This is a genomic window from Pseudomonas sp. 6D_7.1_Bac1 (assembly GCF_025465945.1).
GTDB lineage: Bacteria > Pseudomonadota > Gammaproteobacteria > Pseudomonadales > Pseudomonadaceae > Aquipseudomonas.
This window is the reverse complement of sequence record NZ_JANLNW010000023.1, coordinates 115038-128223: the sequence shown is the minus strand read 5'-3', so window position 1 is coordinate 128223 and position 13186 is coordinate 115038. Positions and strand designations below refer to the sequence as shown.

General features: G+C 60.5%; 10 protein-coding genes. 7 read left to right on the top strand and 3 right to left on the bottom strand.

Annotated features, from left to right (window positions below; all coding sequences use genetic code 11):
• The first annotated feature begins 19 nt into the window (after positions 1–19).
• Genes dgcB through NTD87_RS07415 form a run of 4 tightly spaced genes read left to right on the top strand, consistent with a single transcriptional unit; the run spans position 20 to position 4563 of the window.
• Positions 20–1969 carry a dimethylglycine demethylation protein DgcB gene (dgcB, locus tag NTD87_RS07430; protein WP_262112952.1) on the top strand — a complete coding sequence of 650 codons (1950 nt, stop codon included), beginning with the start codon at positions 20–22 and terminating at the stop codon, positions 1967–1969.
• The gene (locus tag NTD87_RS07425; protein WP_262112951.1) at positions 1969–3189 is read left to right on the top strand and encodes an electron transfer flavoprotein subunit alpha/FixB family protein; all 1221 of its coding nucleotides are present in this window, start codon (positions 1969–1971) and stop codon (positions 3187–3189) included. The genes dgcB and NTD87_RS07425 overlap by 1 nt, the downstream gene beginning before the upstream one ends.
• A 15-nt stretch (positions 3190–3204) precedes the next feature.
• On the top strand, positions 3205–3975 hold the full coding sequence (locus NTD87_RS07420; protein ID WP_262112950.1) for an electron transfer flavoprotein subunit beta: 771 nt from the start codon (positions 3205–3207) through the stop codon (positions 3973–3975).
• Between the two features lie 21 nt (positions 3976–3996).
• Complete coding sequence (locus NTD87_RS07415) at positions 3997–4563, top strand: GNAT family N-acetyltransferase (RefSeq protein WP_262112948.1); 567 nt, start codon at positions 3997–3999, stop codon at positions 4561–4563.
• 849 nt (positions 4564–5412) lie between these two features.
• Here the strand turns inward: NTD87_RS07415 and gbcA are convergent.
• Positions 5413–6708 (bottom strand): glycine-betaine demethylase subunit GbcA, encoded by a 1296-nt coding sequence (gbcA, locus tag NTD87_RS07410; protein ID WP_262112946.1) that lies wholly within the window; start codon positions 6706–6708, stop codon positions 5413–5415.
• 283 nt (positions 6709–6991) lie between these two features.
• Here gbcA and gbcB point away from each other — a divergent pair, with 283 nt between their 5' ends.
• Positions 6992–8092 carry a glycine-betaine demethylase subunit GbcB gene (gbcB, locus tag NTD87_RS07405; RefSeq protein WP_262112944.1) on the top strand — a complete coding sequence of 367 codons (1101 nt, stop codon included), beginning with the start codon at positions 6992–6994 and terminating at the stop codon, positions 8090–8092.
• Positions 8093–8213: 121 nt separating this feature from the next.
• Here the strand turns inward: gbcB and NTD87_RS07400 are convergent, their stop codons facing one another.
• Positions 8214–9038, bottom strand: a complete 825-nt coding sequence (locus NTD87_RS07400; RefSeq protein WP_262112942.1) for an SDR family oxidoreductase — start codon at positions 9036–9038, stop codon at positions 8214–8216.
• A gap of 250 nt (positions 9039–9288) precedes the next feature.
• Positions 9289–10329 carry a low specificity L-threonine aldolase gene (locus tag NTD87_RS07395; protein ID WP_262112940.1) on the bottom strand — a complete coding sequence of 347 codons (1041 nt, stop codon included), beginning with the start codon at positions 10327–10329 and terminating at the stop codon, positions 9289–9291.
• A gap of 320 nt (positions 10330–10649) precedes the next feature.
• On the opposite strand from NTD87_RS07395, the gene glyA reads away from it, so the two are divergent.
• Entirely contained in the window at positions 10650–11903 is a 1254-nt protein-coding gene (gene glyA / locus NTD87_RS07390) for a serine hydroxymethyltransferase (RefSeq protein WP_262112938.1), read from the top strand.
• Between the two features lie 23 nt (positions 11904–11926).
• Positions 11927–13177, top strand: a complete 1251-nt coding sequence (locus NTD87_RS07385) for a sarcosine oxidase subunit beta (RefSeq protein WP_262112936.1) — start codon at positions 11927–11929, stop codon at positions 13175–13177.
• The last annotated feature ends 9 nt before the right edge of the window (positions 13178–13186 follow it).

Below are 13186 nucleotides of genomic sequence, written 5' to 3'. Positions count from 1 at the left end.
AGGTCTTTGGGAGCTCCACATGTTGAACACCCTTCTTCCAATCCTGCTGTTCGCTGCCCTGGGCCTGGCTGTCCTGGGCGCGCTGCGGCGGGTGGCTATGTGGCGCCGGGGCCGTGCGTCCAAGGTCGATCTGATCGGCGGCCTGCTGGCCATGCCCAAACGCTACATGGTTGACCTGCACCACGTGGTGGCGCGGGACAAATACATCGCCAACACTCACGTCGCCACCGCTGGCGGTTTTGTGCTGGCGGCGGTGCTGGCGATTCTGGTGCATGGTTTCGGCCTGCATAACCGCATTCTCGGCTACGCCTTGTTGTTCGCCTCCTTGCTGATGTTTGGCGGGGCGATCTTCGTCTACCTGCGCCGGCGCAACCCGCCAGCGCGGCTGTCGAAAGGCCCGTGGATGCGCTTGCCGAAAAGCCTGATGGCGTTTTCCATCAGCTTCTTCCTGGCAACCTTGCCGGTGGCCGGGATTCTGCCGGCTGACTTTGGTGGCTGGTTGCTGGCCGCGGTGCTTGGGCTCGGCGTGCTGTGGGGCGTCTCGGAGATGTTTTTCGGCATGACCTGGGGCGGGCCAATGAAGCATGCCTTCGCCGGTGCCTTGCACCTGGCCTGGCACCGTCGCGCCGAACGTTTTGGTGGAGGTCGTTCTACGGGTCTTAAACCGCTTGACCTGGACGACCCGCAAGCCCCCTTGGGCGTGGAAAAGCCCAAGGATTTTACCTGGAACCAACTGCTGGGCTTCGACGCCTGCGTGCAGTGCGGTAAATGCGAAGCGGCGTGCCCGGCGTACGCCGCTGGCCAGCCGCTGAACCCGAAAAAACTGATTCAGGACATGGTCGTTGGTCTGGCCGGTGGCACCGACGCCAAGTTCGCTGGCAGTCCTTATCCAGGCAAGGCCATCGGTGAACATGCCGGTAACCCGCATCAACCGATCGTCAACGGTCTGGTGGACGCTGAAACCCTCTGGTCCTGCACCACCTGCCGCGCGTGCGTCGAAGAATGCCCGATGATGATCGAGCACGTTGACGCCATCGTCGACATGCGCCGTCACCTGACCCTGGAAAAAGGCGCGACGCCAAACAAGGGCGCTGAAGTCCTGGAAAACCTGATCGCCACCGACAACCCTGGCGGTTTCGCCCCGGGCGGGCGGATGAACTGGGCGGCGGACCTGAACCTGACGCTGCTCAGCGAGAAGAAATCCACCGACGTGCTGTTCTGGGTCGGTGATGGTGCCTTCGACATGCGAAACCAGCGCACCTTGCGCGCCTTCGTCAAAGTGCTGAAAGCCGCGAAAGTCGACTTTGCCGTGCTTGGCCTTGAAGAGCGTGACAGCGGTGACGTGGCCCGTCGTCTGGGCGATGAAGCGACCTTCCAACTGTTGGCCAAACGCAACATCCAGACCCTGGCCAAATACCGCTTCAACCGCATCGTCACCTGCGATCCGCATAGTTTCCACGTGCTGAAGAACGAATACGGCGCCTTCGATGGCAACTACCAGGTGCAGCACCACAGCACCTACATGGCGGAAATCATCGACGCTGGCGCACTCAACCTTGGCCAGCACAAAGGCAACAGCGTGACCTATCACGACCCGTGCTACTTGGGCCGCTACAACGGCGAATACGAGGCGCCGCGCCAGGTGCTGCGAGCGCTGGGGATCGAGGTCAAGGAAATGCAACGTTCCGGTTTCCGCTCGCGCTGCTGTGGTGGAGGTGGCGGTGCGCCGATCACTGACATTCCGGGCAAGCAACGGATCCCTGACATGCGCATGGATGACATCCGCGAAACCGGTGCCGAACTGGTAGCCGTGGGTTGTCCACAGTGCACCGCGATGCTGGAAGGCGTGGTCGAACCACGTCCACTGATCAAGGACATCGCCGAACTGGTGGCCGATGCGCTGCTCGAAGACACGGCGCCCAGCAAGTCACCGGCACCGATCAAACGTCAACCTGCGGAGGCCCACTGATGAGCGACATTATCCGCCGCGATCCGCGCGCCGAATGGATCGCCCGCAACCGTCTGCATCCGCTGCACGCCGCCATGCAACCGGTGGAACACAGTTGGATGGGCCCCAACGGGATCATTCGCAAGAATCCTCACGGCATCGGTTTCATCGGCCCCAATGGCATCAAGCGGATTGACCGCAGTGGTGCACAGCAGGGCGGGGCGACCAAACGTACGGCGGCTGTTGAAGTGCAACTGCCGCTGCATCAGGTGGCTACACCTGCGTTCTACATCAGCGTGGTGCCGGACATGGTCGGCGGCCGTTTGAGCAGCCACGACCGCGACCTGCTGGGCCTGGCCCATCAACTGGCCGGCAAGGACGGCGCCGTGCTGGCGGTGGTCTTTGGCGAACACAAGGAAAACGCCTTCGCCACCGCAGGTGTCGACCGCCTGCTGGTGCTCGATGGCGAAGCATTCAATGGCTATGCACCGGAACAACGGGTGCAGGGCCTGCGGGCTGTGGATAACCAGTTCAATCCACGTCACTGGCTGCTGCCGGACAGCCGCAGCGGTGGCGGTGAACTGGGTCGACGTTTTGCCGCGGCACTCGGTGAACGCCCGGCCACGCGGGTCTGGCAGGTCAAGGATCAAGAATGCATCGGCCGTGCCGGTGCCGGTCTGCAAGACTTGGCGCGCCCCGTCGCACGCTTGATTCTGGCGGCGGTGGAATGCGCCGAGCCGGTCAGCGAAACCCGTCACGAAGCGTTGCCGGTGGAGTTATCCACAACGGTTGCTCGCAGCCTGTCGCGGATCGAGGACCTGGGCGCGGTGGCGGTCGACCCGGCAGCGATTCCGATGGCCGAGGCCGAGTTTATTTTCTCGGGCGGCAACGGGGTCAAGGATTGGGGACTTTTCCACAGGACGGCCGCTGCTCTCGGTGCCACCGAAGGTGCATCGCGAGTCGCGGTGGACGACGGCTTCATGGCCCGCGACCGTCAGGTTGGCGCGTCCGGCACCTGGGTCACGGCGCGGGTCTATGTGGCCGTGGGGATTTCCGGGGCGATCCAGCACCTGCAAGGCATCGGTGCCTGCGACAAGGTGGTGGCGATCAACCTTGATCCTGGCTGCGACATGATCAAACGCGCCGACCTGTCGGTAATTGGTGAAAGCGCGGACATTCTTCAGGCCTTGATCGCGGCGGTAGAGGCTTACCGCAACGACGCCAAGCGCGATGCGGCTTAAGAGAAGGAAAGGGTTATGAGTACTCATGTAATCAGCCTGGTGTCCATCGGCGCCCACCCGACCTCGGGCCGGCCACGCCGCGCCGAGCAGGATGCGCGGGCGGTTGAACTCGGTTTGCAACTGGCCGGGGATAACCTGCAAGTGCTGCATGCCGGTGATGTCGAGGAGCCTGCGCTGCGCGCTTACCTGGGCATGGGCCTGGAACAGCTGCACGTGCTGGAACAACCTCAGGGCGCGGACGCATTGCCAGCGTTGACCGCTTATTTGCGAGATGCCGGCGCGCAGGTGGTACTGACCGGCAGTCAGGCGGAAACCGGCGAAGGCTCGGGCATGTTGCCGTTCCTGCTGGCGGAAGGCCTTGGCTGGCCGCTGGTGGTCGGGCTGGCGCAGGTCGAGTCCATTAATGGCGGCGTGGCCCTGGTGCTGCAAGCCTTGCCCCGTGGCCAGCGTCGGCGCTTGAAAGTGCGCCTGCCGTTTCTCGCCACTGTGGATAACGCCGCGTCCAAGCCCCGGCAAAGCGCTTTCGGTCCGGCTCGACGTGGCGTGTTGCAGGCGGAGGACGTTGAGATCATCGACGACGAACTGCTGGCGGTTGCGACGTTGCAACCGGCCAAGCCACGGCCAAAGCGCTTGAAAGTGATCAAGGCCAAGAGCGGCGCCGACCGGATGAAAGCCGCCACGGCCAAGGCCAGCGGCGGTGGCGGGCAAGTGCTCAAGGGGTTGAGTGCCGAGGCCGGGGCTGAGGCGATTCTCAAGTTGCTGATTGAAGAAGGCGTGGTTCGCTAACCGTCCTGTGGAGCCCGGTAAATGGCAGTTGAATTTCGTTCGGCCCTGCGCGCGGATGCGCGGGAGATTGCTCGCTTGTTCCAGATTTCATCAGAAGGTGCCGCGGATTACATCTGGAGCCAACTGGCGCAGCCCGGCCAGGACCTGCTGGATGTCGGTGCCAGTCGCTATGCCCGTGAAGATGTGGATTTTTCCTATCAAAACTGCGTGATCGCGCAGGCAGAGGGAAAGGTCATCGGCATGCTGCACAGCTACGTGATGCGATACGATCCGCTGGCAGCGCCCGTAACCGATCCGGTCCTGGCGCCGTATGCCAAGATGGAAATCCCCGACACCCTCTATATTTCGAGCCTGGCGCTGCATGAGGGTTGGCGCAATCAGGGCTTGGGCCAACAATTTCTCGCCTACGCTTACGACCGTGCCAACGAGCTGGGGCTCAACGGCCTGAGCCTGATCGACTATGCGGCGAACACCGGCGCCCGTCGGTTTTATGAGCGACATGGCTTCCGTATTGTCGATACTTGCCAGATCACACCCCACCCGATGATTCGGGTCACGGGTGAAGCCTATTTGATGTATAGGCCTTAAGGCATCGACCAAATCCCTGTGGGAGCAAGCCCGCTCCCACAGTTGTTATGCATTTACCCACAATCCCTGTTAGCGCTTCTGTGGATAACATGTTCACCCCTCGCTACACCCCATGCACATCAAGCCCTGCAAGCCTCTGTACGAAAAACGACCAACCTGAGTCGTTGTTTTTTCGAGCTTTTTTCAGTGGATAAGGGAATCGCCTGTTCACGACTTGCCCCCAATCTCTGTTGGCGCTTCTGTGGATAAGATGTTCGCTGTCCGCTGTAAGCCATACAGGTCGGGGCTTTCAAGCTTCTGGTTAATAAGTAACCAAATGCTGTTTTTTACCCTTCTCCTGTCACTCAAACCCGCGAAATATACCGTCTGGACGCAGTTTTCCACAAAGCACTGAAGGTGTTGTGGAGTTGCCCCCAAAGTCTGTTGGCGCTTCTGTGGATAACGTGTTCGCGGTCCTCTGTGAGCCATGCAAACCGTGGCCTACAGGCTTTTGATCAAAAAACACTCAATCGCTGCCGAAAACCCTGCTTCTGGATAAGTCACGGATTTTCTTCAGTTTCTGTGGAGAAAACTCCAGCATTTCCACAGTTGTCCCCATTAGCTGTGGGTGGAGGTGTGGATAACTTGTTCGCGGAAGGCTGTAAGCCACGTGCAGCATAGGCCTGAACGCAATAGATCATATTTCGTACAGTTCTAAAGATGAGGGGAGTGTATTCAGGGGAGGGATGTGGTGACTGGTAGGACGCTATCGCGAGCAGGCTCGCTCCCACAAGGGATTGGCGGTGTTCACATATGCTGCGAACAACATCAATCAATGTGGGAGCGAGCCTGCTCGCGATGCTTTTGCTATTAACCGTGAACCGGCACGCCCTTGAGGTAAGGCGCAGGCTCTGCACCCAGGTTGCTCAGCAGACGCTCGCTGTACCAATCCACAAAGTTCACCACACCGAACTCATAGGTCTTGGAGTATGGGCCTGGCTGGTACGCCGTGGAGTTGATCCCGCGCTGGTTCTCTTCGGCCAGACGACGGTCTTCGTTGTTGGTGGAGTCCCAGACTTCACGCATGCGGTCGACGTCGTAATCCACACCTTCGACGGCGTCCTTGTGCACCAGCCATTTGGTGGTGACCATGGTTTCCTGCGCGCTGATCGGCCACACGGTGAACACAATGATGTGATCGCCCATGCAGTGGTTCCACGAGTGCGGCAGGTGCAGGATGCGCATCGAGCCCAGGTCCGGGTTCTGGATCCGGCCCATGAGTTTCTTGCAGGCTTGCTTGCCGTCCAGGGTCATCGACACGGTGCCCTTGAGCAGTGGCATGCGCACGATGCGGTTACGCAGGCCGAAGCTGGCGTGAGCGTAAGGAATCTTCTCGGCTTCCCAGGCAGCAGCGGAAGCGGCTACGTGGTCCTTGAACGCCTGATCGGCACGCGGGTCGGTAACGTCGTCCCATTCCAGCAGGGTTTTCAGCAGTGCCGGGTGCGAGGCGTTGCAGTGGTAGCACTCGCGGTTGTTTTCCAGCACCAGTTTCCAGTTGGCCTGTTCTACCAGGGTGGTTTGTATCGCCACCTTGGTGTTCTCCATGTCGTACGGTTCCATGTAATGGTTCAGTGTCGACAGGAAGTCATCGATGGCCGGCGGGTTTTCCGCGAGGCTGATGAAGATGTAGCCACCGGCGGTTTTCACGTGGACCGGTTTGAGGCCGTACTGCTTCATGTCGAAGTCGTCGCCCATCTCGCTGCCGGCGAACAACAGGCGACCGTCCAGCTCGTAAGTCCACTGGTGGTAGTGGCAGACCAGTTTGGCGACCTTGCCTTTTTCGCTGGTGCACAGGCGCGAACCACGGTGGCGGCAGACGTTGTGGAAGGCGTGAACCACGCCTTCGGCACCGCGAATCACGATGATCGGGTTCTTGCCGATCTGCAGGGTCAGGTAGTTGCCCTTGGTCGGGATTTCGCAGGTCATGCCGGCGATCAGCCACTCTTTCTGGAAGATTTCCTGCATGTCGATATCGAACAACCGCTCATCGGAGTAGAACGGCTGTGGCAGCGAGAACGTGCGCTCGCGCTCTTGCAGCATCTGTGCAGTGGCCTTGCGTGCGGGTTCCAGTGGATCGCCCAGGCTCAGGGTAGTGGTGACGTCCATCGTTTAAGTCCTCATGGCCATCTGTGTGGCCGGCGAATAGTGGCTAATCAGGGTTGCTACGCAAGGCAGAAAACAGTGTTTGTCTGTTGAAGCGAGTGTGGGGCCGGCGCAGGCCAGAACCTTATCCATGGGCGACATGTCCCAATCTGTTCCCGACGCGCAACCCCCGGTGGTTGGGGGCTGGTCGCGATAAGTACGTGAATGTCGTAGATAGGTAAGTGGCCACCTCACGCCTTAAGCAGAATCGGCAACATGAGGCCGACAGTCGGCCGTGGAGATCAGCATGTCCAATAGTTTCCTGAATCCGGTAACCACCCAGACCTGGGCCAATGGTCGACATATTGTCCGTTGCGTCAAAGTCATCCAGGAAACCTGGGACGTGCGCACCTTCTGCTTCATGGCTGACCAGCCAATCATGTTCTTCTTCAAGCCGGGGCAGTTCGTCACCCTGGAGCTGGAAATCGAGGGCGTGCCGATCATGCGCTCGTACACCATTTCCAGCTCGCCGTCGGTGCCTTACAGTTTTTCGGTGACCATCAAGCGCGTGCCGGGCGGCAAGGTCTCCAACTGGCTGCACGACACCCTGCACGAAGGCCAGGAGCTGGCGGTGCACGGGCCGGTCGGGCTGTTCAACGCCATGGATTTCACCGCGCCCAAAGTGCTCTATCTCAGCGGTGGCGTCGGGATCACCCCGGTGATGTCCATGGCTCGCTGGTTCTACGACACCAACGGCAACGTCGACATGGTGTTTATCCACAGCGCCCGCTCGCCGAAAGACATCATCTATCACCGCGAGCTGGAGCACATGGCGTCGCGGATCGACAACTTCAGCCTGCACCTGATCTGCGAAAAACATGGCATGGGTGAGCCGTGGGCCGGTTATCGCGGTTACCTGAACCACAAAATGCTGGAGCTGATGGCGCCGGACTTCCTTGAGCGCGAAGTGTTCTGCTGCGGTCCGACGCCTTACATGCACGCGGTCAAACGCCTGCTGGAAGCCGCTGGCTTTGACATGTCGCGGTATCACGAAGAGTCCTTCGGCGCCACGCCGCCCGAGGCCCGCGCCGACGCCGTGGAACACGCCGAACAAGCGGCCGATGCCCCGCAAATCGACGTGGCGGATCTGCATCAGGTGGAATTCACCGCGTCCGGCAAAAGCATCCGCGTGGCGCCCGGCGAAACCGTTCACGCCGCTGCCGCCAAACTTGGCCTGCTGATTCCGAAAGCCTGCGGGATGGGGATTTGCGGGACGTGCAAGGTGATGAAACTGGGCGGGGAGGTCGACATGGAGCACAACGGCGGGATCACCGAAGAAGACGAAGCCGAGGGTTACATCCTGTCGTGCTGCAGCGTGCCGAAGGGCGATGTGCGCATCGAGTTCTAATGAACGCCGCAGAACCCAATGTGGGAGCGAGCCTGCTCGCGATGGCGGTGGATCAGTCAACATCAATGTTGAATGCTCCGGCCTCATCGCGAGCAGGCTCGCTCCCACATTGGTTGGTATTTCAATCCACAAACAGGTCGGGCATCAGCGTCGCTTGGTTGTCCGGCTCAAAGCGGTAATGATCGAATTCGGTTTCGCCATGTTCGCGAAGTATTTCCTCATCGATCATCAAGCGGCCGGTGATGCTGCGGTTGGCGCTGCTCAGAATGACGTGGGCGGCATCGGCCATGATTGCGGGCGTGCGGGCATGCTTGAACGACTCGCGCGAGCCTAGCTGGAACTCGATGGCGGCGGTGGCGATCATGGTCTGCGGCCACAACGAATTGACGCTGATGCCGTAGGCCTTGAACTCCTCGCTCATGCCCAGGGTCAGCATGCTCATGCCGTACTTGGTCACGGTGTAGGGGCTGTATTGGGCGAACCATTTGGTTGCCAGATTCAACGGCGGCGAAAGGTTGAGGATGTGCCCGCCGGTCCTTTTCAGATAAGGCAGGGCGGCCTGGCTGCACAGCAGGACGGCGCGGGTGTTGATCTGGTGCATCAGGTCGAAGCGCTTGAGTTCGATGTGCGCAGCCCCGGTCAACTTGATCGCCCCGGCATTGTTGATCAGTGCATCGATGCTGCCGAAACGCTTGCTGGCTTTAGCCATTGCGTCTCGCACTGCGGTTTCATCGCGAACATCCACCTGCAATGCCAGCGCCTTGCCTCCCGCCGCTTCGACTTCCTGCGCCACGCTGAAGATGGTGCCGGGAAGTTTAGGGTGCGGTTCGGCGCTTTTGGCGGCAATCACGATGTTGGCCCCGTCTCGCGCAGCGCGCAGAGCAATCTCGCGGCCGATCCCACGGCTGGCGCCGGTAATGAACAGGGTTTTGCCTTGTAATGACATGCATGCGCTCCTGATTGTTTTTATCTGAGTCAATGTAGACCAAGTCTTCAGATGCAAGCAGTCAGGGTGCAGGGGGGCGTGGATACTTTCTGTGGCGAGGGAGCTTGCTCCCGCTGGGTTGCGGAGCAGCCCCAAATCCTGAGCATGCGGTGTGGCTGGCACACCGTGTTTGCTGAATTCACGACGGCTTCGCCGCCGAGCGGGAGCAAGCTCCCTCGCCACACTGTTTTATTTCATTGCGCTGAGGGTATTACCCCACCATCACTTCCCGAATATCCGCCGCCAGTTCCCGTACCCGCTCTTCCTCGGTGTCCCACGAGCACATGAAGCGGGCGCCGCCCTTGCCGATGAAGGTGTAGAAACGCCAGCTCTTGGCGGTCAGGGCCGCGACGGCCGATTCCGAGAGTTGCAGGAACACGCCGTTGGCTTGCACCGGGAACATCAGTTCAACCCCTGGAATGTCGCTTACCAGCTCGGCCAGCAGATGCGCGCAGTAGTTGGCGTGGCGGGCGTGTTTGAGCCAGGCGTCGTTTTCCAGCAGGCCGACCCACGGCGCCGAGAGAAAACGCATTTTCGAGGCCAGTTGCCCGGCCTGTTTGCAGCGGTAGTCGAAGTCTTCAGCCAGTTTCTGATTGAAGAACAGAATCGCCTCACCCACCGCCATGCCGTTTTTTGTGCCGCCAAAGCACAGCACGTCGACACCGGCTTTCCAGGTCAGGTCGGCGGGCGAGCAGTTGAGGAACGCGCAAGCGTTGGAGAAGCGTGCGCCGTCCATATGCAGGTTCAGGCCCAGCTCTTTGCAGGTGGCGCTGATGGCGCGGATTTCTTCCGGGGTGTAGACGCTGCCGACTTCGGTCGCCTGGGTCAGGGTCACGACGCGCGGTTTGGGGTAGTGAATATCCTGGCGCTTGAGGGCGATTTCGCGGATCGATTCCGGGGTCAGCTTGCCGTTTTCGGTGCGAGCGATGAGCAGCTTGGAGCCGTTGGAGAAGAATTCCGGTGCGCCGCATTCGTCGGTTTCGACGTGGGCGGTTTCCGAGCAAATCACGCTGTGGTAACTCTGGCACAGCGACGACAGCGCCAGCGAGTTGGCCGCGGTGCCGTTGAAGGCGAAGAACACTTCGCAGTCGGTTTCGAACAGTTGGCGGAAATCGTCCGAGGCGCGTGCGGTCCACTCATCGTCGCCATAGGCGCGTTGGTGACCTTGATTGGCCTGTTCCATGGCGGCCCAGGCTTCGGGGCAGATGCCGGAATAGTTGTCGCTGGCGAATTGTTGGCTCTTGTCGGTCATGGCCGGCTTCCGTGGTCGATGATGGTGCGCACTGTACCCAAGATTGGCAGGGGAGCACACGCTCAGTTTCTGTAGGAAAAATGCAAACAGCTTGAGTGATTATGCACGTGTCTCCTGCAAACCTTGAAACATCACTGCGCCACAAGAGCCGTCAGCATTTTCCCCTCGATATCGGGTCATGTCGTAAACGCACCTTTGCGTGGCGTCCATAGGCATTTGACCACTCGAAGCCGGCCATACCATCGCATCCAAAGGGCACTGCCGAAAGGTACGTGCCTCACCGAGACGAAAGGCGCACCGCCGCCGCTGGGAGAGATGCGATGTTCAGCAAGCAAGATCAGATCAAGGGTTACGACGATGCACTGCTGGCGGCGATGAATGCCGAAGAGCTGCGCCAGGAAGATCACATCGAGCTGATCGCGTCAGAGAACTACACCAGCAAGCGTGTTATGGAAGCGCAAGGCAGCGGCCTGACCAACAAATACGCCGAAGGCTACCCGGGCAAGCGCTACTACGGCGGCTGCGAGCACGTCGACAAAGTCGAAGCGCTGGCCATCGAACGCGCCAAACTGCTGTTCGGCGCCGATTACGCCAACGTCCAGCCGCACTCCGGCAGCCAGGCCAACGCCGCGGTATTCCTGGCGCTGCTGCAGGCCGGCGATACCGTTCTGGGCATGAGCCTGGCTCACGGTGGTCACCTGACCCACGGCGCCAAGGTCAGCTTCTCCGGCAAGCTCTATAACGCGGTGCAGTACGGCATCGACACCGCCACCGGGCTGATCGATTACGACGAAGTCGAGCGCATGGCGGTCGAGCACAAGCCGAAAATGATCATTGCAGGGTTCTCGGCCTACTCGAAAACCCTGGATTTCCCACGTTTCCGTCAGATCGCCGATAAGGTCGGTGCTTACCTGTTCGTCGACATGGCTCACGTGGCCGGTCTGGTCGCTGCTGGCCTGTACCCGAACCCGCTGCCGTATGCCGACGTGGTCACTACCACCACCCACAAGACCCTGCGCGGTCCACGTGGCGGTCTGATCCTGGCCAAGGCCAATGAAGAGCTGGAAAAGAAACTCAACGCTGCCGTGTTCCCCGGTGGCCAGGGCGGCCCGCTGATGCACGTGATTGCCGCCAAGGCCGTGTGCTTCAAGGAAGCGCTGGAACCGGGCTTCAAGGCCTATCAGCAACAAGTGATCGACAACGCTCAGGCAATGGCCGGCGTTTTTATCAAACGTGGCTACGATGTAGTGTCCGGCGGTACTGACAACCACCTGTTCCTGGTGAGCCTGATCCGTCAGGGCCTGACCGGTAAAGAAGCTGACGCCGCCTTGGGTCGTGCCCATATCACCGTGAACAAGAACGCCGTACCGAACGATCCACAATCGCCGTTCGTCACCTCGGGCCTGCGTATCGGCACCCCGGCGGTCACCACGCGCGGTTTCAAGGTGACCCAGTGCATTGAGCTGGCCGGCTGGATCTGCGACATCCTCGACAACCTCGGCGACGCCGATGTCGAGGCCAACGTTGCCAAGCATGTGGCGGCCCTGTGCGCGGACTTCCCGGTTTATCGCTGAGCGCGGTTTTGGAGTAAATGACTATGCAACGCTATTCAGGCTTCGGCCTCTTCAAACACTCCCTCAGCCACCACGAAAACTGGCAGAAGATGTGGCGCACGCCGACTCCGAAAAAAGTCTACGACGTGGTCATCGTCGGCGGCGGCGGGCATGGTCTGGCGACCGCCTACTACCTGGCCAAGGAACACGGCATCACTAACGTGGCCGTGGTCGAGAAAGGCTGGCTGGGCGGCGGTAACACCGCGCGCAACACCACCATCGTGCGTTCCAACTACCTGTGGGACGAGTCGGCGCACCTGTATGAACACGCGATGAAACTCTGGGAAGGTCTGTCCCAGGACCTGAACTACAACGTGATGTTCTCCCAGCGTGGCGTTTACAACCTGTGCCACACCCTGCAGGACATTCGTGATTCCGAGCGTCGGGTCAGCGCCAACCGCCTCAACGGCGTCGACGGCGAACTGCTCACCGCTCAGCAAGTGGCTGACGAGATTCCGTACCTCGACTGCTCGAAAAACACTCGCTACCCGGTGATGGGCGCTACCGTTCAGCGTCGCGGCGGCGTGGCCCGTCACGATGCCGTGGCCTGGGGCTTTGCCCGTGCCGCTGACGCATTGGGCGTGGACCTGATCCAGCAGACCGAAGTGATCGGTTTCCGCAAGGAAAACGGCGTGTGCATCGGCGTTGAAACCAACAAGGGCTTCATCGGCGCCAAGCGCGTCGGCGTGGTCACCGCCGGTAACTCCGGGCACATGGCCAAACTGGCCGGCTTCCGTCTGCCGATCGAATCCCACCCGCTGCAAGCGCTGGTGTCCGAGCCGATCAAGCCGATTATCGACAGCGTGATCATGTCCAACGCCGTGCACGGTTACATCAGCCAGTCCGACAAGGGCGACCTGGTGATCGGCGCCGGTATCGACGGCTACAACGGCTACGGCCAGCGCGGCTCGTACCCGGTGATCGAGCACACCATCCAGGCCATCGTCGAGATGTTCCCGGTGCTGTCCCGCGTACGGATGAACCGCCAGTGGGGCGGCATCGTCGACACCACCCCGGATGCGTGCCCGATCATCTCGAAAACACCGGTGCCGAACATGTTCTTCAACTGCGGTTGGGGTACCGGTGGTTTCAAAGCGACTCCGGGCTCGGGCAACGTGTTTGCCGCCAGCCTCGCCAAGGGTGAAATGCACCCGTTGGCTGCACCTTTCTCCATCGACCGTTTCCACAACGGTGCGCTGATCGACGAACACGGCGCTGCTGCAGTCGCCCACTAACAGGAGAAA